This is a genomic window from Sporosarcina sp. P16b (assembly GCF_002743065.1).
Classification (GTDB): Bacteria; Bacillota; Bacilli; order Bacillales_A; family Planococcaceae; genus Sporosarcina.
Genome location: NZ_PDYO01000017.1, coordinates 12,255 through 39,100 on the forward strand (window position 1 = coordinate 12,255; position 26,846 = coordinate 39,100).

Genomic DNA, 26,846 nt, shown 5'->3' on the forward strand with positions numbered 1-26,846 from the left:
TATGACAAATACTACTATAAGTTCGTGGAATAAGAGATTTGAAAAAAAACAACAAATTATTGAAAGCGTTAACAAGGTGGTTGATGGTCTGATCATTCCTACGGATAGAATTATAGAAGCTTTAGAGTTATTAATTAAACCAGGAGACCGTGTAGTGCTCGAAGGAAATAATCAAAAACAAGCGTCATTTCTATCTCAATCATTAGTAATGGTGAATCCAGAAAAAATTCATGATTTGCATATGATTATGTCAAGTGTATCTCGACCGGAACATTTAGATATTTTCGAAGAAGGCATTGCGAAGCGAATTGATATGAGCTATGCAGGACCGCAAAGCATGAGAATTGCGCAAATGCTAGAAGACGGTAAATTGGAACTTGGCGATCTACATACGTATGTGGAACTATATGGGAGACTATTTGTGGATTTAATACCTAACGTGGTACTAGTCGCTGCAGATAAAGCCGATAGACAAGGTAATTTATATACGGGACCTAATACTGAAGAAACACCTACGATTGTAGAGGCAGCCGCATTTAGTGATGGAATTGTTATTGTTCAGGTGAACGAAATTGTTGATGAATTACCTCGTGTCGACATCCCGAGTTCTTGGGTAGACTTCATTGTAGAAGCCGATAAGCCTTACGAATTGGAGCCATTATTTACACGTGATCCACGACATATAACGGATATTCAAGTGTTACAAGGCATGATGTGCATTAGAGGAATTTATGAAAAACATGGAGTTCAATCGTTAAATCACGGAATTGGTTTTAATACAGCAGCTATTGAATTATTATTGCCAACTTACGGAGAAAGTCTAGGTTTAAGGGGAAAGATCTGTAAAAACTGGATTCTCAATCCTCACCCTACACTGATACCAGCTATAGAGTCCGGTTGGGCAGAAAGTATTTATTGTTTTGGCGGGGAACTTGGAATGGAGAAGTATGTTCAAGCAAGAAGAGATGTATTCTTCACGGGTAAGGATGGTAGTATGCGATCTAATCGAACATTGGCTCAACTAGCAGGTCAGTACGCAGCAGATCTATTTATAGGCTCAACTTTACAGATGGATGCGTATGGAAATTCATCTACCGTAACAAAAGGTCGTTTAGCCGGCTATGGTGGAGCACCCAATATGGGCCATAATCCAGGAGGCAGACGCCATTCCACAGAGGCTTGGTATAATATGATGACTTCCACGGATGAACTTGCGCGAGGTAAAAAGTTGGTAGTTCAGGTCGCAGAAACTTATCAAGATGCAAATACGCCTGTTTTTGTGGAGCGATTAGACGCAATTGATGTGAAAAAGCAAGCTGATTTAGCAGTTGCACCAGTCATGATTTATGCGGAAGACATTACACACGTAGTAACAGAAGAGGGAATTGCCTATTTATATAAAACAGATAGTCCTGCTGAGCGAAGAGAAATGATTGCATCAATCGCTGGAGTAACACCACTTGGAATGGAACATGATCTTGAGAAAACACAGCAATTGCGAGATCGTGGAATGATAGCGATGCCTGAAGATATGAATATTCAAAGAGGGCAAGCCAATCGATCATTACTAGCTGCAAAAAGTATTGATGATTTGGTTCAGTGGTCAGGCGGTTTATATGAGCCACCTGCGAGATTCAAGAGTTGGTAAGGAGTGAATGTCACATGCGTCAAAAGATTTGCAAGGTTATTGCAGATGAAGCAGTAGCTGCTTTGTTTGAAGAAGTGGAATTAACACCTAAACCTGGATTGGTCGATTTGCACAACAACGGCTCACATGTAGACTTGAACCACTCATTAATGTGTGAATCGGCATTAAGTTTGCATGAAACATTTTACAACATAGCACTGCTACATTATGGGAAAACACCTACTACTCGTTTACGTGAGCAGTTCGGTGAAATCGGACGAACCGGTGAGCAACTTATGTTTACCGTGACAAACGATGTCAACACACATAAGGGAGCCATTTGGTCTATTGGATTGATCTGTGCGGCGATTGCGCGTAGAAAAGGAAATATCTCTTTTCCACAAGTTCTTGAAGATGCAGGAGAATTGGCAAAACTATCAGACCGAATGATACCAAATCAGCCAACGAACGGATTAAATGTTAAGAAAAAATATGGAATGCCAGGTGCGAGAGAAGAAGCACAATATGGCTTTCCACATATTCGCAAGTATAGCTATCCAACTTATGAGAAAGCGCGTTTCAATCACAATCCGCTAGAAGCGAAGTTACTAACATTGCTAGCCCTTATATCAAATCTTAATGATACATGTTTAGTTCATCGAGGTGGATTGGATGCATTAGAATTTGCCAAAACGGAAGCTGAAAACATTATGAAAAACTTCTCTATTGAAGCAGTCGAACGTCTGGATAGAGAATTTCAGCAGTCTTGGATTTCACCAGGCGGATCTGCAGATTTACTAGCAACTACATTTTTTATTTCGAATTGGATAACAAAACAACAAAGGAGGTTTTCATATGGAGAAGTTAGTGTACAAGTTTCCAGCGAGTAAACCTATTCAAAGCAAGACGCATATTGGAGTCGTAGGATCAGGTGATTTAGAAATTTTGATGGAACCAATAGAGGGAAACGAAGCGATTGTTGAAATTCGGACGGGCATTACAGGATATGCCGATACATGGGAGCGAGTCATTGAACGCTTTATGGCTCAACAACAAATTTTGGCATCTATCAAAATTAATGATTTTGGTGCTACGCCAGGTGTCGTATCGATTCGATTGGCTCAAGCTGCGGAGGTGAGTACCCATGTCTAACATGTTGCAAGTTAGTTTAGTTGAAAGTAAGGCGAGAGAACGTGCGCAAATTTTGCTTGATGAAGGATCAATGGTAGAGTTGTTAGGACCATTTGATGGCTTTGAATCACCCCATTTGGAAGCGCAAAACATAGTTCCACAAAGCGATGACGGAATGGTCATTGCAAAAGGAACTATTGCCGGCAAGTCGACTCTTGTTATTTCTATAGAAGGAAATTTCCAGGGTGGAGGAATTGGAGAAGTTTCAGGTGCTAAATTTGCAGGTGCTCTAGAGAGGGCACTAGAAGACTGTGAAAATGGTCACTTGATCTATCCAATCATCATATACGATACAGGTGGAGTTCGATTACAAGAAGCGAACTATGGATTACTATCTATCGCTGAAATCAGCTCTGCGATTGTTGCTATTAAAAAACATGTACCAGTGATTGGTATAATTCCAGGTAAAATTGGTTCATTCGGAGGAATGTCACTAACTGCTGGATTATGTTCAGCCCTTATCATGACAAGGGAGGGTAGATTGGGAATGAACGGCCCTGAAGTAGTAGAGCAAGAAGCGGGTGTTAGAGAGCTTAACTCGAAAAATAAGCAATTTATTTGGAAGATGATTGGCGGAAGTGGCCGTTTTGAAAGTGCATTGATCGATAAGGTTGTGGAAGATGACTTACCGAACTATATAGAAGCCATTGAATCGATTTGGAGCGAAAATAAGTATGCCGGGCGAACGCAGCAGTATACAGAATTTTTGAGCATGCTCGATGAAGTATCTGTAAAGGAAAAAATTGAACCTACAGAGGCGCAGAGTTATTTAAAACATCGTGCAAAATATATGGGAACGAAGGAGAATAAACAAAGTAGCCAGCAAGAAAGTCGTGGGCGTTCATGGTTTAATAAACTGACTGATAATGCACCATCCATATCATCAACTCCATCTGTATTAGTTGCAGATAAAGAACAAGATGGAAGAAAAGTACGTTATATTGCAGTCGTACCAAATGAAGAATCAAAGTTTTATAGAGCGAGAAACGGTGAGTTTGGTCTTGAAGAAGCATGGACAGTTGCGAAGTATGTACGTGAAGCGATTGAAGAAGATGCTGAGATGGATGAAAAGAGAGTCATTGTTCCGATCGTGGATGTACCAGGACAAGCGTTTGGATACCACGAGGAACTATTTGGTATTTATTTAGCTTGTGCTGCAAGTGTAGAAGCGTATGCCGTTGCACGTCAGAACGGCCATCCACTAGTCACTTTAATTGTCGGAAAAGCTATTTCAGGTGCGTTTTTATCACATGGCATGCAGAGTAATAGAATCTTATCGTTTGATGATGAAGCAATTCAAGTACATGTCATGTCAAAGAAATCAGCTGCTCTCGTGACGATGCGTACAGTTGAAGAACTAGATGAATTTGCAAAAACCGTTCCATCGATGGCTTATGATATTCAATCATTCCAATCATTAGGCGCGATACATGAATTACTTCAAGATATAGACGCTGATCAACCGTCAGATGAGCAAGTCAATCGAGTGAAAAGCTCAATTGAAGCCGCAACTACTGACATATTACAATCAAAAGATGATTCATTACGTGTTCGTCTAACATCAGAAAAAGCTGTTGAAAAAGGCCGCAAAGCTTCAATTGCTGTGCGGGATGCTATTAAATCACAATGGAAGTAAATGTTCATGACATTGTCTATTTGGAGTCAAATCTAGAAATTAACAGTAATGAAACGATACCAAACTGGGTACTGAATGAAGGAACAGCGAACACAATAGCTGTCGTGCGACGAATGAAAACAATGAATCATATCGTTCCGATTGGATTTAGAGGCGCAAATCGTTCTGAACGATTTGCCGCCTTCACAACAAAAGACAATATTCGCAAAGTCATAACAGCCGAAGAAGCGACACATGGTGTTCCACCTACCAGTCATGAAGAGACTATCGAATATCTTAGGGATTTATTTAAAGATATCCGCTGGGGAATCGGTGGAAGTATAGGTTTTACGATGGCAACAGGAATTCAAGCATGTACAGAATACAGTGATGTGGATATTATTTTGTATAAGGAAAGGTTTACAGCTCTTCAGCCACTTCAACTTTTACATGAAAAAATACAAATGTCAGCGCATCCAATAGATGTTCAAGTAGAAATTACAAATCTCGGAGCATGTATGTTGAATGAACTAGTTACGTCACCCACTGTTTTATTGCGTACAAATACTGGCGTTTTGTTAATGGACAGAGATCGATTAGTTAGTAATTAGAATATAGATCGCTTGTTTAGTTACATGTGTTGTGAAGAGAGCTTTTCAAACACAATATGGCACCTATGAAGTGAAATTCTTACCTACGGAAGCGTTTGTAGCTGACGGTTTGCCTTTTATAATTATATTGATGTACTTCGGCTTCTTATTAGCCTTATTAACGCGTCAACTCCAAGGACAGGAGTTGGCGCTCTTTGAATTTAGATATCTGAATAGTAAGTGAACTTTGATACTTTGTAAATAAAAGGTTATGATGTTACTAAGGATATAGTTCAATTGTATCTATGAAATAGATTTATCTAGTGAAAATGTATTGCTTATATTATTAACTATCAAATAGGGAAGAGGCGATGGGTTATGTATTTAGAAGATATTTTACCTTAGATGACAAAAATATTTAAAATAACTATAAATGAAGAGTAAATGCGAATAATTCTAGTGCAAACAATAAAACTTCTTTTTTCGGAAGTTGAAGAAAGAGGTACCTGTACACGAAACTTTAGATTTTTGATGCCGGGTCCCGACATTAAAGACACACTGTATTTTAATACGATTTTGGCGGATTCACTTGGATCAGTATCAGGCGGGGCTTTTGTTGATATATATTTAAAAAGGAAAGCGGCAAATGGAATATGTATGGTGTGAAGTATACTAAAATTGGCAAGCTGAATTTTGAGCTGCCAAAAGATGAAACGAAGCTGACTTTGCTTTATGACCAATCTCCTCACGAACCAGCATGTATTAATATTGAGTTCGTCTTCGAGTCAGAGCGGAGAAATGTATGCGTATAAAAAATATCAGTTTACCATTCAAACCAATGACGGATATGATACGGTCGTGGTGGATTCAGACAGCATCTATTACAAATAGTGAGTACGATGTGAAAGCCTAATGGATTATAGGCTGTTTTTGTTCTACTTGGAATAGATACCTTTCTGCCAACGGGTCAAACAGTTATAAATCAACATGTATAGAGGGAGGAATTACATTGTTAAATTTCACAGTCGGTCCTGTCACACTTGATAAGGAAGTGCTGAAAATAGGGTCCAAACAAATGCCTTACTTTAGGAATGCGGAATTCTCTACCATAACATTAGAAAGTGAAGAGCTGTTAAAGCGAAGTATGAACTCTCCTATAGATTCTAAAGTGGTTTTTTTAACTGCCTCAGGTACAGCTGCAATGGAAGCAACCGTTTTAAATTTGTTTGATAAAGAGGATAAGTTACTTGTTGTAAATGGAGGAGTTTTTGGTTCTAGGTTCTCAGAGATTTGCCAAGTCCATAGTCTACATTATCAAGAGATTAAATTAAACTTCTTTGAAGATTTAACTATTGGTGATTTAATTCCTTATGATAAAAAAGGTTTTACAGGCCTTCTCATTAATTTACATGAAACTTCTACAGGTGTACTCTATGATATAAACTTGGTTAAGGAGTTTTGTGAAAAAAATCATTTACTCCTAGTAATAGACGCAATTAGTTCCTATTTAGCCGATTCTTTTGACATGGAAAGAAGTAATGCTAATGCAGTTATTATTAGCTCCCAGAAAGCATTAGGGCTCCCGCCGGGTATGTCCTATATTGTTCTCGACAAAAAATCACAAGATCGTGTGAGAGAAATTTCCTTTAAAAGCGTATACTTTAACTTCAACAAATACTTGTCTGACGGTGAAAGAGGGCAGACTCCCTATACTCCAGCCGTAAGTAATTTGTTACAATTGAATAAAAAATTGAAGTATGTTGATAAAAAGAGTGTTGCAAAAATAATTCAAGAAACTAGAGAACTAGCAGTTCATTTTAGAAATGAAATTATCAAGTTGCCTTTTGAAATTCCAACGAAAAGTCCTTCAAACGCATTAACAGCTTTACGTCCACTTGGATCAATAAGTCCTGAATCAGTTGTTCAATCGCTTAAGATGAATAGTGATATATATGTAATGCCTAACGGAGGAGAATTAAGTTGTAAGATATTCAGAGTCGGACATCTCGGTGCTATTACTATCGAAAATAACCAATATCTACTAGATGAAATAAAGAAAAATTTAAAAACCATTTCATAAGGAGAGGGTTATATTTGAAAGCTATTTTATTGGCTGGTGGAAGAGGAACAAGAATTAGCGAATATATTGGCGACGTACCCAAATGTTCACTTGATATAGGAGGGAGGTCATTAATCCGTCATACTGTTGAATTATTCCAACGAAATAATATTGAAGTTATAATTGTTGTTGGATATAAAGCGGATATTATTAAGGATCTTCTATGCGATCTCGATGTTACATATTATTTCAATCCGTTTTATAGTATGACAAATAGTATAGCCTCTTTATGGTTTTCGAGAAACGAACTTCATGACGAAGACATGATCATAGCGAATGCAGATGTATACTTTGAGCAGAATATGTTAGACAAACTACTAGGCTCTAAGCATGAACAAACTTTACTAATGGATTCTAATAGTGAACTAGATTACCTTTTCTTTTGTAATGATAATCAGCTAATCGGGCATGGTAAAGATTTAAAAGAATATAGTGGAGAATATGTCGGCATAGCAAAAATTAAGAAAATATTTCTGGCAAAGTTTGTAGAGAGACTGGATGAACTAATAAAAGAGCAAAATCACGATTTTTGGTGGGAAAATGTTTTATATTCATTTATAAATGAGATAACTATACATGTTGTAGACGTTAGCGGTTTGTTTTGGTCAGAAATAGACGTCATAGAAGATTATCAAAGAATCCTTGAATTTCGGAGACACACTGATTTTGGGTACCAGGTTCCGACACTATTATAATCCAGAAAACATCTGTATATGTAGGGCCGATCAGACTAGTGTTGGGACTTGGCACCATTTTACATACAAACAACTTCCACGACCAAAATCAGTCGTAGGAGGTTGTTTGCTGGTTTATATACTTAACGGTCGCTTCATAAACAGCTGGAGCTGCATGCTGTCTAACTTGTTCAAGTAATTCATCGTGATCTTGGAACGGCAGAGTTTTTTCGTTGCCGTTACACTTGCGATGGTAACGATCTTCATTAATCGAGTACGTGCCGTCGTTTGTTACTTTGGCGATGAGCAATGCTTTGTTGAATGAAGATTCGGGGCAGTGATGGATCTGTTGTTTGACATGATCCAAGTGCACCCAGTCGATCGTGTCAGGAAAGAGGCCATAGCGAAGTTCCCAGCCATTGTCTTTTAGTTGTTCAAATACCATTGTACCTTTTTCGGTCGTTTCGCTTCGCAACCGGAATGTGCCGGCAGGTGAAGTAACGGGTTCTCCATCTAATGCAACGGGCTGCATGACGAGGTTGTTGCCGAAACCACTGTCGATTAAGTACAATGTATCCTCGTAATGGAACAAATTCACAACATGTGTACGATCGAGGACATAGTGATTGCGTGGTGGCGGTGCCCAAATAGTAGCCGCGGCAAGTTGTACGGGGAAACCTAAATCTCTGAGTGCGATATACAGCAGGCCATTGAGCTCATAGCACAAGCCACCGCGTCCGTGTCTAATCATTTTATTTTGAAGATATCGCTCGGTAATAGGCTCTTCATTCGCCAGTAAGACATCCAGGTTTTCAAATGCGAATTGCTCGGCGAAGAGCGTCTGAACTTGGCTGATTTGCTCAAGCGGTGTGCCGTTAAGTGTCAAGTGATTCGAAATCCATTGCAGCATATCTATCCATCCTTTCCATAGTAGTGATAACTCCATCATAGCAATATTTCTTGCGATGATAAAAGTATGGTACTTTTTTACGATTTCGAATAAACCTGCTTTTGGCTAAAAATATAGTATACATACAATGAAACTATTTACGGATTTCTCCGTCTGTACGTTGGTCTATGATTACATAATAGAAAGGAAGAAACACAATGAAAAAGATTTGGATAACATTTGGCACGATGGCTCTTGCCCTCAGCCTGCCATTATCGAGTATGGCTGCAAGCAACCAAAAGTTCACGGATGTTCCCGAAACCAAGCACTTTGCGGAGGCGGTCAATGAATTGGCCGAACGCCATATTATTACGGGATATGCGGACGGTTTATTTAAGCCGGGCAATCCCATCACGCGCGGTCAGACGGCAGCAATTATTGCGAAGTTGATGAAACTGAATCCCGATTACATGGTGAAGGATCCTGGATTCAAGGACGTTTCGAAAGCGAATGGCTATCATAATGCCATTGCCAAACTTGCGGAGCTCGAAGTGATTGGGGGCTATGAAGACGGAAGTTTCGGACCGAATGATCCCGTCAAACGAGGACAATTGGCTTCCATCCTCGTGAAAGCATTCGATTTACCACGCTTTGCTTTTAACGCGGAAGAAAATCCATTCCATGACGTCAAGCCGAACACGTCGCATGGCGCAAATGTCTTGATTCTGCACAAACTCGGCATTACGACAGGCGTAACGTCCGACAGATTCGGCATCAATGAATTAGTAACGAGAGGACAAGCAGCGAAGTTGATGCAACTAACGGAGCGTGTCCATCCCGAGTCCTATTCATTAAAGACATGGGGTCCGATGCTGCGTTTCTCGGAAATAATGACCGATGAGGACACCGATGAATTTGCGGTTAACTCCGAGGTGTATCATGCAGCCATCATAAAAGGCAGACAGACACCGTCAGGCTATACCGGCGATCGCGTACAAGTGACGCCGTTGAAAGAAGGAAGAGGAACGTTGCAGCTAGGCGGTAATTATGGTATGGAAAATCAAAATATTAAACGCTACTATCATAAATACTATGTGGATGTGAAGAAAGTCGACGGCAAATTGAAGGCGCAGTTAGTATACGCGAGCGATATTTTGAAGACGCGGGCGCGACTAAAACTGGCGGCGGATGAAGAGGTTGAAAACATTCGTTTCATGCGGACAGACGGGGAAGTATTGTCCGGCAACATGCCGTTTGAAGAATATACCGATTCGCCGGATGTGTTCATTCGTGTCAACAAGCCGGGCAACTTCATCGCGACAGTCCGCTTTACGAACGGAAAAGAAGCGCGCTACGCGGTGGAAGTGAAAGTTCCGGATGCACATATGTTGTATTATAAAGTGGAGACGTCAAAGATGTTAGACGCCAACTGAAATTGATTCTTGAAAATGGGTTATAAAAAATATTGAGACTAGAAACTGAAAAAGCAATAAAAAATACCTGCAGCAAACTTGAATGAAAGTTTGTTGCAGGTATTTTTCATGTTTACAAGTGACACGGATCAACCCATGTAGTCCAGTCCGCTGAAAGCATTCTTTTGTACGAATTCATGAATGATTTGGTAAACTGGAAGAAATACGCATGAATGGTGCAGTGAAAAGAGGCTGCCATGAAAGGTAGATCGATAGTTGAAGTAGTCGTGCGATAACGAAGAATCGTGATTTCTCGGGGGATTTTTGACGGGAACATTGCATGAAAAGACGTATTGCTGTTGCTTGTTCCGCCAGAACAGATCGATGCAATCGAGCGGGAAAAGTAAAAATGTGCGGTATGGGAGGCGATCAGTAGTGGGGAAATACTTGGCGATACTTGTACTTGCCACTTTTTATATGCAAGCATGTGCAATAAATACTGACGAAGAAATACGTGAAACGATAAAGGAGGAAACCGAAGTGGATGAACAATTACTGACGGCGGCGCGACGCGGAGAAATGAAAATCGTAGCCGACTTGATAGAAAATCATGCCGATTTGAACGTACGAGACGACGAAGGAAGGACCGCGCTCATGATCGCGGTCTACAACGAAGACGCGGAAATGGCAGAAATACTGCTGGACGCGGGAGCCAACGTGGACCTGCAGGATAACATGAAGAATAACCCCTTCCTGTACGCGGGTGCGGAAGGCTATCTCGACATATTGAAGCTCGCGATCGCTGCACATGCAGATCCCGCCATCAGGAACCGCTATGGCGGAACGGCATTGATTCCGGCTTCCGAACGAGGCCATTTGGCAATCATCGAAGAAATACTCAACCAAACAGAAGTGGACATAAACCACGTCAACAATCTTGGCTGGACGGCTTTGATGGAAGCAGTCATCCTCAATGACGGCGGCGAAACCCAGCAACAAGTCGTACAACTGCTCATAGACCACGGGGCGGACGCGACCATTCCGGACAACGATCATATTACACCGCTGCAACATGCACGCGCGAAAGGATTTACAGAGATCGAACAAATCTTATTGAAAGCTGAAGCAAAATAGCCAGATTTTAAAAGTACCTATGCACGAAACTTTCATGAATGGTAAGCATTCACGTTAGTTTCTCACATAGGTACTATTTCATTTATACACGAACATGCTTCATAAACAGCGATGCAATGAAACCTATACTAGCGGTTGCTACGATAAAGTAATTTTTGAGGTACCAGGTCCCGACACAATTCAGAATAGTGTCGGGACCTGGTACCTTCCACTAGCTAGTTGATAATTGCTTGTTTTTTTGAAACTATTTCTTCTTATTCAAAAAACATTCTTTAGTCTTGGGTGAAACAATGGCGAAATCCTCTCCAAATTCAATCTTGATAGGAATACATTCAGGTAGCTTTTGCCGTCCTTTACTTTTCTTTAGACGCCGATTACAAGACTTTAGTAACTGACTGATTGGCTGAAAAACATAATGCCGTATCATCCGAAGAAACTCCCAAATTGGTTTACGCGGTTGTTGAATTAATCGCATGATTTCAATCAATGCAAACGTGATCAGCGTGATAAACATTTGATTCCAAATGCCTTTTGGTGAGTGGCTAAACACATGACGTACTTTCAAATGTTGCTTAATCCATTTGAAAAATAATTCGATATACCAACGATTCTTATATGTCTCTAGTATCTTACTTTCACTTAAATCAAGCCGGTTTGTGAGTAAGTGGAACGTGGTTCCTTCATGGTCCACGAACTCTATATATCTACAAATTTCTTTTCGTGTCAATATCGAAACTAAATCATTTCGCTTCACATGGGGAAGAGTAGGTTTATAAGCCCTGATGATTTCTACACGAAACGTCTTTCGAACACGTAAGAGAAATTGAATATTTCTTTCGAGCCAGCCCCCGATTTTTGTCTTCTGGCCATATCCTCGATCCATAACATATAAAGCATCCTCATCAATGATATGATTCACAGCATCTGAATCCGCTATATTCCCCGTGGATGGGATCATCTTTTTAGGAAATACACTGTCAGCATAAGCGACTGCGATTCTGACATGAAGTTTAATACCACTGGAAACTTTAGATATGGCTGTCCAATTGGAAGCATTATCGGGTGGTTTAACATAAGTTCCATCAATGATTCGGAGGATGCCCACTTTCGGATTAATGCCTCTCGCATGTCGTTGAAGTACCCAATAATGTCTAGCTAATCGACCAAGAAAATCTGCTAAATCAGCTGTATTTAAATCGATTAATCGACGACTAATTTGTGAATAACTGATGGATGTGAGCTCCAATTCCCTCTGCAATGCTTTTTTAGAACGAATTCCTTCTTCTATTTCACGAAGGCTTTCCCATTTGCACAAAGTACTTACGATAAATAGTTTGACCAAATTAAAATCCGTTAACTTTTTCGCTTCATAATTCATCAAGGGACACGCAAGTCTATTCTCCGGTAGCCATGATAAATATTGACGTAAGACTAAGTTTTGGTCTATTACTCTCATAAGGAGTCTCCTTTCTGTAGATTAAAAGCTAATTGGTCGTCAGTTCTAATTTTACAGGAAAGAGCTCCTTTTTTCATTTTTCAAACAGATCCTATCAGCTTTTTTTATTTACCACATATTTTACAGCTATGCAACGCTAGTGGGTACCTCTATTCAAATTGCAATATTATGTTAGCCGCTAAATCTCTTGCGTGCTTAAATATATTTTAGTGAAGTTATTTTCTTATGGAACCACATATTCTATTTTCTCTGCTAATCCTTTGATCCTCAATGTGAAAATGAAATACAACCGGAGAGTAGTCAGATAAATTTAAATTTACTAAATAGTATTGACAATTAACTATATTTGTACTAAGATTTCTTTACTGTTAGCTGTTAACAGCTAACAGTAAATATGGACTCCAAAAAGAATAATAGTAAAGAGTAGGTGGATTGAAAATGGAAAAAAAGAAAATTGTCATGTTGAGTACTGGTGGAACAATCGCTAGTAAGAGAAACCCGGAAACCGGTTTGCTTACGGCTGGTGTTATGTCTGGAGAAGAACTGTCAGAGATGTGTGATTTGCCTGAAACAATTGCATTGGATGTTCAGTCAGTATTCCAAATTCCAAGCAACCATATGAACTTTGAATATTTATATACACTTAAAGAGAAGATTGAAGAAGTGTTTCAAGATGAGCAGGTCGATGGCATAGTGGTTACGCATGGTACGGATACTTTAGAAGAAACCGCATACTTCTTGGATCTTGTCATTTCTGATGACCGCCCTGTAGTTATTACAGGTTCTCAAAGAGGGCCAACTGTTATTGGAACGGACGCTTTTGTTAACTTAAGGCAATCCATTATCTTAGCAGCACATCCGGAAAGCCGTAGCTTGGGAACGATTGCTTTATTTAATGAGAGAATTTTCTCGGGTCGTTATGTTCAAAAAAAGCATGCCTCAAATGTGGATGGGTTTACCTCTTTCGGATTTGGTTATTTAGGAATTGTGGATCAAGAGAAAGTCTCTTACTATCAAAAACCTATTCATAGAGAAACGTATGCGATTAACAATCCGTTGCCAACTATAGACCTTGTGAAATGTACGCTAGGGTCGGATGGGAAATTCATTGACTGTGCTGCAGATTCGGGCTCGAAAGGAATCATCGTCGAGGCGCCGGGCAGAGGGCACGCTCCTCCTTATATTTTAGACAGCGTGAAGCGAGCAGTTCAGAAAGGCGTTATTGTAATTCTGACCACTAGCGCGGAAGAAGGAGAAGTTAAGACCGTCTATGATTTCCCAGGTAGTGCATGGAGCTTGCAAAATGAAGGGGTTATTCTTGGTAGCGACTATGATGGGAAAAAGGCTAGAATTAAGCTGGCGGTATTATTAGCAGCGGGTGTTCGTATCGATAAAGAGTATTTCGAAAAATGATGTTAAACGATAGAGCAGAGAGGAGGAGTAGAGGTTGACAATACAAATAGTGCAAGCACCGCCATTGTATTTACAAATTTACGAGGCAATTAGAGAAGATATTTTAACTGGTGCTATTAAAGCGGATGAACAAATTATTGAAGCGCAATTAGCCAAGAAGTTAAAAGTCAGTAGAGGTCCAATTAGAGAAGCGGTTGGGAAACTTGAATTGGAAGGTCTTCTTCTTCGAAAAAATGGTACTTTATTTGTTTATAAAACATCTAAGGAAGATCTGAAACAAATCTACCAATGTAGAATTGTTCTGGAATCACTCGCCGTCAGATTGTTAATTACGAATTGGACTGAAGAAGTTCATCAGGAATTGCAAGAACTATTTTTGGAAAAAGAAAAATTTATTAACGAACTTGAGAACCCTAATGAATCCGAAGACTTTAATAGAATGTGCTCAGCTTTCCACGATATAATTCTCATTGGAAGTAAAAATGAAAGATTGTATCAACAGACCAACCATCTGAGAAATTTAACACGGTTCTATAAAAGTTCCAAGCTTAGGGACGCAAGAAGAAGAGTCATTATCCACAAACAACATTTTGAAATATACAATGCAATGAAAGATCAAGATGCAGATAGAGCATCAATCTTAATGCAAGAACATATGGAAGACGATTTAGAATATTTGTTAAACAACATTTGAAATATGGAGGCCATTGCCATGAGGAAAATTGAAACGAAATTCTCGACACGTGACGGAGGACACTATGTCCCAGCCATGGAATTTAACGGTGTGTTATATATATCAGGACAATTGTCGATAAATCCAGAAACAGGAACTATACCTCAAGGCGGAGTGAAAGTGGAAGCTGCTCAGGCGCTTCGAAATCTAGAGTATGTACTGGAAGAAGCAGGATTAAAGAAAGATTCAATTATTATGTGCAGGGTTTACATACCTGATGTTAAGTTGTGGCCGGAGCTAAATGAAGTTTACTCGAATTTTTTTGGAGACCACAAGCCTGCGAGAGTAGTCGTCCCTTCAAATGACCTGTATAGTGGGTGTCTTGTGGAGATTGAAGCAATCGCTGCAATGGAGGAATCTAAATGAAATATAAGGAGTTAGATACACCGGCTCTATTAATTAATCGAGACATTATGATGAAAAACCTTGAATCCATGCAACAGTATGCAAACGAAAACAAAGTAGGATTGCGCCCTCACACTAAAACTCATAAAATCCCAGAGATTTCTATTATTCAAGAAAAACTTGGAGCGAGGGGAATCACTGTTGCTAAATTGGGTGAGGCGGAAGTGATGGCCGAAAGTGGACTGCAAGACATTTTCATTGCCAACCAAGTAGTGGGGAGACAAAAAATAGAGCGGATCAGAGAGTTATCCGATACTATAGAAATTTCATTTGGTATCGACGATCCGAGACAACTTCCGGATATTGAAAAAATCTTTGAAGGTTCCAAAAAGAAGGCGAAAGTCGTAATTGAAATCGAAGTGGGAGAAGAACGCTCCGGAATTATAGAAGAAAGTGATTTTATCATACTTCTGGATGAGTTAAAAAAGTGTAACAATATTGAACTTAAAGGTATCTTCTCTCATGATGGGCATTCTTATATGGCCGAAAACTTGGAAGAATGCAGAGATATATTTTACACCAGTGTAGCTAGAACACTTAGATTTTCAGAACTTGCCAGTGAAAATGGACTTCATCTAGAGGTGGTGAGTATTGGTTCTACACCTTCTTTACTTCAAGGCTATGACATACCTACCGGAGTGACAGAAATCAGACCTGGAACATATGTCTTTATGGACGCCTCCCAGGCTAATGTAATTAGTTCTTACGATCAATGTGCAGCTACAATTTTAACTACAGTTATTAGTAAACCTACTCGTGAAAGAGTAATAACCGATGTCGGTGCGAAAGGAATTACTGCACAAACCAGAAGTAAAGGAATAACCAAGACTACTGGTTTAGGCTGCATTAAAGATTATGATGAAGTATATATTTACGATGTCTATGATGAGCATGCCATCATTTATAATGAAAAGTTTAGTAATGAAGTTAACATAGGAGACAAAGTAGAAATCATTCCTAATCATATTTGTCCAGTATGTAATTTACATGAGAAAGCCTACTTAATTTCGGAAGGCGAAGTAGTAGAGGAATATGAAGTCAAAGGCAGAGGGAAATTACAATAATTGAGAGATAGTGTCTGAATGAAAGCAGACACTATCCAAGTTTTTTTGTAAGCGATTACAGTCAGTGTGCGAATTATAGTCGGAATATTCTGAAGGGTGGTAGGGAAATGAATAGAATAGAAAATAGAGGCGCGAATGGGTTAGCTTTATTACCGTTATTAATATTTATCGGTCTTATGGTTGGAACAGGGATTATTCTAACAATTGCTGGAGTAGAAAAGCCGTTTCATCAGATACCGCCTTCTGCTGCATTATTCCTAGCGGTTATTTCAGCATTTGTCATCTACAAGGCCCCCATGGAAAAGAAAGTAGGATCCTTCATTTCGGGATGTACAAATGAAAACATTGCAATTATGGTATTAACCGTATTACTGGCGGGTGCATTTGCTACTGTAGCGGGAGTCATGGGTGGAGTAGAGTCCTTCGTGAATCTTTGCTTAACTTTCATGCCCACGTCTATTCTTATTGCCGGATTCTTTGTAATTTGTTCTCTAATGTCTTTGGCAACAGGATCATCAAGTGGAACTGTAGCAGCTTTGGCTCCAATTGCATTTAGCATCGGACAAGTTGCGGATTTGAATATGGCTATGTTATTTGCTGCTGTGTTGGGAGGAGCATTCTTTGGCGATAATTTATCGATCATTTCTGATACTACTATCGTTGTAACAAGAGGTCAGGGAGTAGAAATGAGAGACAAGTTTCGTATTAACCTCTGGATTGCGCTACCAGCAGTAGTGGTAACTATTGCATTACTACTGGTATTTGGCGGGCAGGCGACTTCCGCTCCGATTGAAATTGGCGAATATAATCTGATAAAAATTATACCTTATTTCGTTGTTTTGCTCTTTGCAGTATTAGGAATGAATGTCTTTGCCGTGTTAACGAGCGGGATTATACTATCTGGAATTATCGGATTGTTCACTAGTGATTTAACCTTCTTGACATTCAACCAGGCAGTATTTGAAGGCTTTGAAGGAATGATTGAAATTGTAGTGTTGGCACTATTTATTGGCGGGCTTTCTCAAATGATGAAAGATGCTGGTGGCATTCAATTCATTATAGAGAAAGTAACAAAGAAGATTAATAGTCGGCAATCTGCTGAACTGGGGATTGCCGGAATGGTTGCACTGGCAGATGCCGCGATAGCGAATAACACAGCAGCTCTGATTGCAACAAACGATATCGCTAAAGAAATTACACATAAACACCGAGTAGATCCAAGAAGAACTGCTGCATTAATGGACATTTTCAGCAGCGTAGCACAAGGTCTCCTACCGTATGGTAATCAAATATTATTACTAGTAGGAATTGCTGGCGGTATTGTTTCTCCAATCGAGATTATTCCTTATATGTGGTATGTGATGCTACTTGGTATATTTGCTGTTATGTCCATCTACATTCCTTTTGCAGATCACACAATTAAAAAAACGCCATGGGTTTGGGAGGAAAATAGTAGAATAGACGATACAGAAACAAGTGTATTTTCAATCAATGACACGTCACTGGGAGATTTGAGTAATCCTGAAACGGCCGTGACAATACAAACAAAAGAAGATTAAGTAGGATATCTCAGCTCGTCGCCATCTGTTGGCGATGAGCTTTTTAAACGCTCAGCTATTAGTCACGATTTTCAAACAGAAATAACACTTTCCTAAAAGAAACAATACAAGAGCTTGTTCTAGACAGTCTATTTGAATATACTTTTTAAATAGGTAAATATTTGAACTTTGTATTAAATTGAAAACTGAATTCAAAAACCGACAAGATTATCGTGAAAAATGAAGAAGTAGAAAGCGTTCTATATTAGTTTATTATTCACTACAAGAAAAAATATTAAGAAGAGCACCTGTGCGTGAGGACAACGTGATTTTTTAAACAGTTGCAAAGTTTCATGCACAAAAGCTTTTTACTTTTTACTTTCACCACTCTATAATCGAGTCAGAATCCCAGCTAGCTATATCTAAAAACTGTGTTTTTTGATGATTTACAAAGGAATCAATTCAGGAGGTCACCTCATGGAACTATTCAAGCAATACATAGCGGGTATCGATTCCCCGGAACATCGTCAACGTGTAGAGGAAGTGTTGGCGTGGATCACTACTACATTCCCGAATTTGGAACCGCAAATGAAGTGGAATACACCTATGTTCTCTGACCATGGCACATTTATTATTGGCATTTCTATCGCAAAGCACCATATGAGCATTTCACCTGAACCAGCAGGAATTGCGCGCTTTGCGGATGAAATTGCAGAAGCAGGCTATAGCGCTACAAGTGGCTTGTTTAGAATTAAATGGAATGAATCAGTTGATTACGGCTTGATGGAAAAATTGATTGAATTTAATATTCAAGATAAGATAAATTGCACAACGTTTTGGCGTAAATAAGATCGTATTAATTTTTAAAAGTGCGTATGTATGAAACAAACGAGAAGGTGTAAACATTCGTAAAAGTTTCATGCATAGGTGCTTTTGATGTATAAAATAGCTGTTTCAGTTTGGATAAAATAATTTGAAAGGTGAGGAGCATGTATGCGAACGGTTAGCTTAGAAGTTCAAGAATTGACCATTAGATCCTTAGAATCCACTTATACTAAACTTTCGAATGCGTATAAAAGTATGACGGAAAAAGGTTCCAATACAACACTTGTAAAAAAGCGACGCGACGCTATAAAAGTGGGATTAGAGAGCTTACAAGACGTTTGGTATGATGTAGATTTTTTCTATGACAGAAAAGTGACTTTACAATCTAAGGAGATTTTACAAAGTATCATTCCATCTATTGAAAAGCAATTAGCAAAAGCGAAGGTTGGTAGCCCACAAAAAACAGTGAATGAGCGTCGAATAACTGCGCTCAAACTGGCAATCGAATCCTTAGCGAACCGTCTTAAATAAGTTTCTTTTCCATGGAGCAGCTATAACAAGCATTTCCCATGATATAAAGAAAAATAATCATATTATGTAAACCGTTTAAAACCCAACGTTTAGGTAATGAAAAAGTCTTAAGGAAATTAAATACCCATCCCTTCTATAATAAGTATATTTCCGGGGTAATATCTAGCTATCGTAGTGGCTAGATGTTATCTTATTTTTTATGGTCAGTAAATGTTATGGAAGAAGGTTCAATACATGAAGGATTCAATACAAGAAAAAATAAAAAATAAAGAGCTAAAAGTCGCTCCCATCATGACTGTGCTACTGATTGGTGGGTTTATCGGATTGTTTAGTGAAACAGCATTAAATATGACGATGAATGACTTGATAAAGGAATTTGCGATTTCTCCATCTACAGCGCAATGGTTAACTACGGGGTATTTACTCGTGCTCGGTATTATCATTCCTGTTTCGGGGTTACTCATCAAACGTTTTCCCACAAGGAATCTTTTTATAACGAGTATGAGTTTTTCAATTGTGGGTGTAGTAATTGCTGCTGTATCTCCGAGCTTCATCATGTTGTTAACCGGACGGATTATTCAGGCGATAGGCACTGGGTTATTGGTGCCATTGTTATTCCATACCGTGCTAATTCTTTTTCCGCCTTGGAAAAGAGGAACTGCGATGGGATTAGTCGGTCTAGTCATGATGTTTGCACCCGCTATTGGTCCGATTTCTGCGGGATTGATTATTGATTATTTTAATTGGCAACTGATATTTTGGATCATCGCCCCGATTCTGGTTTTCGCATTGATATTTGGAATCATTTACTTACCGAATCTATCCGCTGTTCAGAAGCAAAAGATCGATGCATACTCCATAATTCTTTCTACCATTGGCTTTGGCGGTATCGTATTTGGATTTAGCTATGCTGGCGAAAGTGAAGGATGGTCAAGTCCGATTGTGATTTCATCTTTTGCGGCAGGTTTGATTGCTCTCGTTCTATATGCATTTCGTCAAAGATCGATTAAGGAACCGATGTTACATTTGGAAGTGTTTAAGCATCCCATGTTTACGTTAGGCATCATCCTTACGTTGTTTGCTAATCTCATTATATTTTCTTCCAATATTTTATTGCCTTTGTTTATGCAAGCAGGACTTGGTTTATCCGCGTCGATAGCAGGCCTGTTACTATTACCGGGTGGTATTTTTAACGGTATTACGTCTATGGTCAGTGGGCGGATTTTTGATCGATATGGTCCAAGGGGCTTGGTTATTGGTGGATTTGCAATGAGTATTGTGGCTACGCTATTTTTTGCCACGATTTCATCGACGACTAGCTTTTACTTGATCATCATCTTCTTTATGTTATTAATGATGAGTATGTCCATGGTGACGACGCCATCTCAAACAAATGGAATTAACTCGCTACAGCTAAACCGCTATCCTGATGGTACGGCAATCGTGAACTCTACCATCCAAACGTCTGGAGCAATTGGTACCGCGATTGGGATTACTATATTAAATACATCGCAAAATACATTCTTGCGCAATATTAGCGATCCCATTACGGCAGCTCACCAAGCCGAAGCAGTCATTTCAGGTGTGCAAAATGCATTTTTATTTGCCACTATCATATCCATTCTTGGTTTTTTATGTTCACTATTTATCAAGCGAGTAAAGGTGGTATAACTGGTTACGAATTGTGCTTGAATATAGTTTTCGTTTTATGAAAATTTTTTATGAATTTGCACAGTGATTTTTCATATCCCATTACATTCTTATATTCAAAAAACACATTTCCAGAAAATCCGTTTTATTTGCGAAATTACTACGAATGAATCAGATACAGCGATCGAGCAATTGAAAGCCGAAGTGGAAAGAAGATGTCCCGTATATAATCTATTCACCGATGCAGGAATTCCCGTAGAGTCGAAATGGATAAAGAAATGATGAAAGCAAAATTAAAACCGCGTGAAATCAAGTTAGCACACTTGGTCTCACGCGGTTTTAAAATTCCTTTTACTAACTAGCTATTATTTTATCTTTCGCAAGCAAATCCATCTTTATCACGATCCATTTTAGGTTGATAAGCGGGATGACTGCTCGGCACACCATTAGGATACGTCTTCCTTAGTTCTGTACAATTTTGAAACCATTCCGTGTTTTGGACAGGTGGTGTTGGCTTGGCTGCAGGTGCTGGAGCAGGTGCAGCTGGCTGTTTTGTGGGTGCAGGTGTCGGTTCTGCAGGTTTCTCTTTTACTACTTGCGCGTTAAAGCCTGTGTCCGTAGCATAATCTTCAACTGACCAAATACCCAATTTCTTTTCTTTTGCGATGGCTTGTGCTTTCTCGTAAGGATCTACGTGTCGAGTATTTGGTGGGTAGACGTACGCTACACGGGCTAAACCTTCACTCAACAAGATTTTTTGAATACTTTTTCCGTCGACATATATATAGGCAAGTAAACGGTCGTATTTATCAAAGCGTTCACCGATATCGAATTCGATTTCTAGTGTACCGCTCTCGATCAGTTCTTTATTTCTAGCTTTGGCTTCATCCCCAAATGGTTGCTTTCCCAGTCTAGGATGATTGGTTTCAGGCGTGTCGATCAACAAGTATCGAACGTTTTGCTCCCTGCCGTTATATAGTATTTTAATCGTATCACCGTCTATAACCTTCACTAACTCTACAGGGATTCTCGCAGTGGTACCGCTTGTCTCTGTGGAGTCTTTTAGTTTTTCAGGAGTTACTTTTGAAGAATCATTTTTTGGTGGCGCAACGACTGGAACTGGTTTTTCTTCAGTCTCTTTGGAAATTTCCTCTTCCGGTTTTTCTATATCTTTTACAGTCTCTTTATCAGGTGCTTCCTTCGGTGTTTCAGAAGGTTCATCTATAGGCGTCTGTTCCACTGAATCAGCTTTTTCTATCTCTGGCTCTATATCGTCTGGCACAATGACTGCAGCTACTATGAACATCGCAATGCCTACTAAAGCGAGAGTGCCAAACTTTCTCTTCGGTTTTTTAAAGATTACTTTAATAAGTAAGCCGACAATACCTATCACTATAAATAGAAAACCAAATAACGCAAAAAACACAAACATATTATCACTCTCAATTCCCTTAAATTACTTAACACTTACTTCCAAGAGTGAGATTATCATAGATTGTAAGAAAGTGATACGCAACTAAGTGCGTAGTGCTATTAGATCACAAATGATATGTGTGAACGCATAATCTAGAATACATATTTTCATTTATACTACACGGAAACTTACGCGAGAGGATCTTTCAAAGTATCTGAATAGGAGTGGGTCCTTACTAACTAAAGTAAATTAGCAAACAAACAAGCATTTTGTTTGCTCGTCATTATTATAAATCTAGTACGGTGAAAATATTCAAAAGAATTCATGACAAAATCCGAATATTTCTATTGCGCAAACTCACTCTATATCGTTTAATGAATTGATTGCAATAAATGAAAAGGACTGTGATATATGAAAAAGATGGTGAGTTACTTAACGTTGTCCATGCTCGTTGCCACATCGCTCGTTGCGTGTACGCCAAAAGACGATTCCTCTAAGGACAAGAAAGAGCCTGTAGAGGACGTGAAGACCATTCCGTTGTCAGATGAGAAAGACAAATACTTGTCAGAAGTAGATGTGGAATATGCTTTTGAATTTGCTAAAGGAATGGAAGAATATAAAACCAATGAGAAGCTTGGCTATCGGACTGCTGGATCAGAAGCGGAACGAAAGACGGGGGAGAAAATTGGAGAAGAAATGAAGAAAATCGGACTGACTGAAGTGACGAAAGATGCATTTATGGTAGATAGTTGGGAGTTCGAGAAGGCTGATTTGTCCTTTACAGATACTGCTGGGAAAGAGTATCTTGCTGTGCTAGGCGGTTATCAAGCGAACTTTGATACGAACGGCGTCCAGGAACTTGAAGTAATCTACGCAGGAAAAGGTACCGCGGCAGATTTAGAAGGATTGGACATAAAAGGGAAACTTGTATTAATCGATATTAATCAAAGGGAAGAATGGTGGATTAATTATCCCGCCTATCAAGCACATGTTAAAGGGGCGGCTGCAGTCATTGCGGTGCAAGAAGCGGGCTACGGAGAAGTCGATCCCGATGCATTGAATGCGCAAGACATTTGCGGACCCGATGATGCACCTGCGTTTTCGATGTCTCAAACCGACGCGGCCGAGTTGAAGAAAGCTTTAGAGGCAAGCGAAAAAGAGACGCTAACCGTAAAGTTTGATGCTAAATCGACCGTGAAAATGGATCAGGAAACGTATAATTATTACGGGAAAATCGTCGGGAAAGATCCTGATTCCTACATTTTATTGTCCGCCCATTATGATTCATATTTTGCTGGGTTCCAAGACGACAATGCAGCAATTGCATTAATGCTCGGAATCGCCAAAGGGATGATCGACAGCGGCTATCAACCGGAAAAGACGTTGGTCTTCAACGCGCTTGCCGCGGAAGAATGGGGTAAGTCGAATACTCGATACGACTGGTCGACGGGCGCTTACAATCAAATCTTCAATATTCATCCGGACTGGGTCGGTAAGACATTTGCGAATCTGAACTTCGAGCTTCCGGCATATGAACATACGACACAAGATGAAATCCGATCCGTCTACGAGTTGAATAACTATTTGACAGAGTTTGCAAAAGAAGTACCTACAGTTGCCGATGTGTATAAAGACGGAATTTCAGTAGTGTCTCCGTTGCGTACGTGGTCAGATGATTTCTCATTCGGTATCGCAGGCGTACCAGCGCTTCGAAACGATTTCCAAGATAGTGAATTCATGAAAACTCACTATCATTCTCAATTCGACAATGAAGATACGTACAATGCCGATGCGTTGAAATTCCACTTAAATCTCTATGGATTATTGACGATACACTACGATCAAACCGCTATCGTGCCATTGGATTTCACGACACGTTTGCAAGCGATGAAAGACATGATCGACGCAGATGTATTTGAACAAGCTTCTGTGGCGTCGGATCACTTGACGAAAGAGATCGATCAAGCGATGTCCAGTGCACAAGAAGTGAACAAAAAAGTCGCGTACATGAATAAAGAATATGCGGCAGCACTCGAAAAAGAGGATGCAGACCAAGCGAAGAAATTGTACGATGAAAGTCGTGAGTTGAACAGCGGCTTGTTGGCGGCTTATAAATATGCCGAAGATCAATTTGTGCGATTGACTTGGGAAGACGAACCGATTTTCCCTCATGAACATGCGCAAAACAACGTAAAAAACTTAGCCGCTTCCATTGAAGCATTAACTACAGGTGATATCGCCACTCCGCTGGACGAGCACTTATATGCAATTGACAACAATTGGTATGCGTATGACTTTGATCAGGAAGTATTTAACTACTTTACAGACTACGTCATAAAAGCACCAAAAGAACAGCTCATGTGGGGGGCTGGCCGAATTGTCGACCATGAAGATTTATTCAAAACGATCCAGTCATTGAAAACGAAGAAAGAACAAACGAAGCCAGATCTGTCAGTAGAAATCACTTCGTTGATGAATGCACTCGACAGACAAAAGAAGCTATTGGAACAAACCGTAACGGATGAAACAGCTAGTGTGAAGAAATTAGGTGAGCTGTTAAGTGATCTGAAATAAAGATAGAGAAGTTCAGGAACTTTCTATGCTGTTTGGCAGTAACAACCTGAAATATTAGTGAGGTATTAAAAGCATCGCATTTAGCGGTGCTTTTTTTCACAAGGTTTTTACTACCTCGCTTTAATCAAATAAACCATTATGCGCAAAGACCTTGCACTACGATCCAGGCGATGGTCTCTATAAGCTTCATAATCCAACCTTCCATGCCATAGGATATACTGCTTGAAAATCACTTAGGGGGATTGAAATGAATAGAGACGCCAATAATCAATCAACGTTTGACTATATCGTAATTGGAACGGGTCCGGCGGGTGCTACTATTGCCAGAAAACTAACAGATACTAAACAAAATTCTGTGCTAGTTTTAGAGGCGGGAGATAATAACAGTAAGGAACAGCCGATCAGAGATTCTTTGTTTGCGCCACCATTTATTCTCACTGACGACTTTTTCCCCCAATACTTCTGGCAAGGAAAAAGTGTCCCCCAGAAAAATGTAAACGGAAGGTCATTTGATTGGACGGGAGGACGAACATTGGGTGGCGGATCCTCCATTAACAATAACCAGTATGTAAGGCCATCACAGGCGAATATGAAACAATGGGAAAACCTCCTAGGTCCACTTTGGTCACCTGAACAACAGACCTATCAATTTTCACTACTAGAAAACTACAATGGCCAAACGGAAAATCCAAATGCGAGAGGATATAACGGGCAGTTGGATATCAGGCAGGCTCCTGCTAATCCAACCACCATGGCTGAAAAATTAGTTACAGCGATGGAAAAAGCCACTGGTTTCAAAAGAATTTTAGATTATAACGATCCCAATACACCACTTGGCCCCTTTACGAGGTGGCAGCTTTATCAGACCCCCTATGGTCAACGAGAAAGTGCGGATACGGCGTTTCTTTCATCGGATGTACTGACTGAAAACGGTGAAGGAGTAAATGGAAGAAGATTAGTAGTATCTTATAATTCAACGGTTCAGCGTGTGATTTTTGATAATGAAAGGCGGGCAATAGGTGTTGAATTTCTTAAGGAAGGAAAATGTTATTACGCATATGCTCGTAAAAAAGTCATTGTGTCGGCTGGAATAAATAGCCCACAACTGTTACTGCTTTCTGGAATTGGGCCATCCGAAACACTCCATAAAGCGAGTATTCCCGTCGTTCATCATAATGCGAATGTGGGAAAGAACATGACTACCCATCCAGTTAACACTTCCACCTTTACAACGAATCCGAATGACAAAGCACTTCCGGACGCTGATCCTTTTGCGCTTTATACGGGTGGAGCCTTCTTACCGGATCCAACACCAGGCGCTGACCCCAACCGCCGTGGTGTGCAGCTAATTGGACAAATCGGCACTGGCGGAATGTTAAGCATCGTCGTTATTTTATTAGAACCGAAAAGCCAAGGAACTATCAAAATCCAAAATGGGGATCCGTTAAAGATTGCAATTGCTGATGCTGACTTTTTGAATAAACGCTCCGACCTAGAAACCATAAAAAACGTTTACAGAGTATATATTAAAAATATTGCAACAGAACTATCAAAAATAGATTCACACTATCAACTCGTTACTCCCTCACTGGAAACCATTCAGGATGATAGCAAACTCGAAAAGTTCATTCAAGAAAACTTAGGTCCAACACACCATATACAAGGTACGCTACGAATGGCGCCAAGTGAAGAAAATGGTGTGGTGAATGCTGCCGGTGAAGTATACGGTGTAAAAGATTTGATCGTTGCAGATGATTCCATTGCACCGTTTGTTTCGGATGGCAATACGTCGGCGCCAGCTTTCTTCATTGGCGCAAACATTGCTGAACACTTAGTGAGACAAGATCGTATGAACTACGGTGAAATACCATGACAAATTAAAAGAGCGCATGAGGCCGTCAAACGTGAAGTAAATATTTCAATAAGGAGTGCCTGTGTGAAAACAAACGTGAGTATTCAACCATTCATAGTTGTTTTCAAAATAGGTGCTTT

23 protein-coding genes are annotated in these 26,846 nt (G+C 39.7%); 20 read left to right on the top strand and 3 right to left on the bottom strand.

The window, feature by feature from the left end:
- Window position 1 precedes the first annotated feature (1 nt).
- The 7 genes from mdcA (at window position 2) to CSV77_RS14210 (ending at window position 7,837) form a co-directional block, all read left to right on the top strand.
- Entirely contained in the window at window positions 2-1,648 is a 1,647-nt protein-coding gene (mdcA, locus tag CSV77_RS14180) for a malonate decarboxylase subunit alpha (RefSeq protein ID WP_099673907.1), read from the top strand.
- Between the two features lie 14 nt (window positions 1,649-1,662).
- Window positions 1,663-2,517 carry a triphosphoribosyl-dephospho-CoA synthase gene (locus tag CSV77_RS14185; RefSeq protein ID WP_099673908.1) on the top strand — a complete coding sequence of 285 codons (855 nt, stop codon included), beginning with the start codon at window positions 1,663-1,665 and terminating at the stop codon, window positions 2,515-2,517.
- The gene (locus CSV77_RS14190; protein WP_099673940.1) at window positions 2,483-2,779 is read left to right on the top strand and encodes a malonate decarboxylase subunit delta; all 297 of its coding nucleotides are present in this window, start codon (window positions 2,483-2,485) and stop codon (window positions 2,777-2,779) included. Before CSV77_RS14185 ends, CSV77_RS14190 begins: the two co-directional genes overlap by 35 nt.
- Entirely contained in the window at window positions 2,772-4,454 is a 1,683-nt protein-coding gene (locus CSV77_RS14195; protein WP_099673909.1) for a biotin-independent malonate decarboxylase subunit beta, read from the top strand. Before CSV77_RS14190 ends, CSV77_RS14195 begins: the two co-directional genes overlap by 8 nt.
- On the top strand, window positions 4,445-5,044 hold the full coding sequence (locus CSV77_RS14200; RefSeq protein WP_099673910.1) for a malonate decarboxylase holo-ACP synthase: 600 nt from the start codon (window positions 4,445-4,447) through the stop codon (window positions 5,042-5,044). The genes CSV77_RS14195 and CSV77_RS14200 overlap by 10 nt, the downstream gene beginning before the upstream one ends.
- Window positions 5,045-6,032: 988 nt before the next feature.
- Window positions 6,033-7,103 carry a pyridoxal-phosphate-dependent aminotransferase family protein gene (locus CSV77_RS14205; RefSeq protein WP_099673911.1) on the top strand — a complete coding sequence of 357 codons (1,071 nt, stop codon included), beginning with the start codon at window positions 6,033-6,035 and terminating at the stop codon, window positions 7,101-7,103.
- A gap of 14 nt (window positions 7,104-7,117) precedes the next feature.
- A complete protein-coding gene (locus CSV77_RS14210) occupies window positions 7,118-7,837 on the top strand; it encodes a phosphocholine cytidylyltransferase family protein (protein WP_099673912.1) in 720 nt (239 codons plus the stop codon).
- Between the two features lie 88 nt (window positions 7,838-7,925).
- Here CSV77_RS14210 and CSV77_RS14215 read toward each other — a convergent pair whose 3' ends face one another.
- Window positions 7,926-8,726 carry an arylamine N-acetyltransferase family protein gene (locus CSV77_RS14215; protein ID WP_099673913.1) on the bottom strand — a complete coding sequence of 267 codons (801 nt, stop codon included), beginning with the start codon at window positions 8,724-8,726 and terminating at the stop codon, window positions 7,926-7,928.
- Window positions 8,727-8,923: 197 nt separating this feature from the next.
- On the opposite strand from CSV77_RS14215, the gene CSV77_RS14220 reads away from it, so the two are divergent.
- Window positions 8,924-10,138, top strand: coding sequence for an S-layer homology domain-containing protein (locus CSV77_RS14220; RefSeq protein ID WP_099673914.1), 1,215 nt, complete (start codon window positions 8,924-8,926; stop codon window positions 10,136-10,138).
- A 456-nt stretch (window positions 10,139-10,594) separates the two neighbouring features.
- Entirely contained in the window at window positions 10,595-11,251 is a 657-nt protein-coding gene (locus CSV77_RS14225) for an ankyrin repeat domain-containing protein (RefSeq protein WP_099673941.1), read from the top strand.
- 244 nt (window positions 11,252-11,495) lie between these two features.
- Here the strand turns inward: CSV77_RS14225 and CSV77_RS14230 are convergent, their stop codons facing one another.
- Complete coding sequence (locus CSV77_RS14230) at window positions 11,496-12,707, bottom strand: IS4 family transposase (protein WP_099673915.1); 1,212 nt, start codon at window positions 12,705-12,707, stop codon at window positions 11,496-11,498.
- A gap of 438 nt (window positions 12,708-13,145) precedes the next feature.
- Here CSV77_RS14230 and CSV77_RS14235 point away from each other — a divergent pair, with 438 nt between their 5' ends.
- The 9 genes from CSV77_RS14235 (at window position 13,146) to CSV77_RS17450 (ending at window position 21,148) form a co-directional block, all read left to right on the top strand.
- Window positions 13,146-14,120, top strand: coding sequence for an asparaginase (locus tag CSV77_RS14235; RefSeq protein ID WP_099673916.1), 975 nt, complete (start codon window positions 13,146-13,148; stop codon window positions 14,118-14,120).
- 34 nt (window positions 14,121-14,154) lie between these two features.
- Window positions 14,155-14,814, top strand: coding sequence for a GntR family transcriptional regulator (locus CSV77_RS14240; RefSeq protein ID WP_099673917.1), 660 nt, complete (start codon window positions 14,155-14,157; stop codon window positions 14,812-14,814).
- An 18-nt stretch (window positions 14,815-14,832) separates the two neighbouring features.
- Window positions 14,833-15,219, top strand: a complete 387-nt coding sequence (locus tag CSV77_RS14245; RefSeq protein WP_099636647.1) for a RidA family protein — start codon at window positions 14,833-14,835, stop codon at window positions 15,217-15,219.
- Window positions 15,216-16,322 carry an alanine racemase gene (locus CSV77_RS14250; protein ID WP_099673918.1) on the top strand — a complete coding sequence of 369 codons (1,107 nt, stop codon included), beginning with the start codon at window positions 15,216-15,218 and terminating at the stop codon, window positions 16,320-16,322. The genes CSV77_RS14245 and CSV77_RS14250 overlap by 4 nt, the downstream gene beginning before the upstream one ends.
- Window positions 16,323-16,429: 107 nt before the next feature.
- Window positions 16,430-17,881 (top strand): Na+/H+ antiporter NhaC family protein, encoded by a 1,452-nt coding sequence (locus tag CSV77_RS14255; RefSeq protein WP_099673919.1) that lies wholly within the window; start codon window positions 16,430-16,432, stop codon window positions 17,879-17,881.
- A gap of 456 nt (window positions 17,882-18,337) precedes the next feature.
- Window positions 18,338-18,709, top strand: coding sequence for an iron chaperone (locus CSV77_RS14260; RefSeq protein WP_099673920.1), 372 nt, complete (start codon window positions 18,338-18,340; stop codon window positions 18,707-18,709).
- A 144-nt stretch (window positions 18,710-18,853) separates the two neighbouring features.
- Window positions 18,854-19,216, top strand: a complete 363-nt coding sequence (locus CSV77_RS14265; RefSeq protein WP_099673921.1) for a hypothetical protein — start codon at window positions 18,854-18,856, stop codon at window positions 19,214-19,216.
- A gap of 234 nt (window positions 19,217-19,450) precedes the next feature.
- Complete coding sequence (locus CSV77_RS14270; protein WP_099673922.1) at window positions 19,451-20,887, top strand: DHA2 family efflux MFS transporter permease subunit; 1,437 nt, start codon at window positions 19,451-19,453, stop codon at window positions 20,885-20,887.
- Between the two features lie 63 nt (window positions 20,888-20,950).
- Window positions 20,951-21,148, top strand: coding sequence for an OsmC family protein (locus tag CSV77_RS17450; RefSeq protein WP_233212262.1), 198 nt, complete (start codon window positions 20,951-20,953; stop codon window positions 21,146-21,148).
- A gap of 88 nt (window positions 21,149-21,236) precedes the next feature.
- On the opposite strand, the gene CSV77_RS14280 is transcribed toward CSV77_RS17450, so the two are convergent.
- Complete coding sequence (locus CSV77_RS14280; RefSeq protein ID WP_233212263.1) at window positions 21,237-22,298, bottom strand: thermonuclease family protein; 1,062 nt, start codon at window positions 22,296-22,298, stop codon at window positions 21,237-21,239.
- Between the two features lie 393 nt (window positions 22,299-22,691).
- Here CSV77_RS14280 and CSV77_RS14285 point away from each other — a divergent pair, with 393 nt between their 5' ends.
- The gene (locus CSV77_RS14285; protein ID WP_199203760.1) at window positions 22,692-24,854 is read left to right on the top strand and encodes a M28 family peptidase; all 2,163 of its coding nucleotides are present in this window, start codon (window positions 22,692-22,694) and stop codon (window positions 24,852-24,854) included.
- A gap of 247 nt (window positions 24,855-25,101) precedes the next feature.
- Entirely contained in the window at window positions 25,102-26,727 is a 1,626-nt protein-coding gene (locus CSV77_RS14290) for a GMC family oxidoreductase (RefSeq protein WP_099673924.1), read from the top strand.
- The last annotated feature ends 119 nt before the right edge of the window (window positions 26,728-26,846 follow it).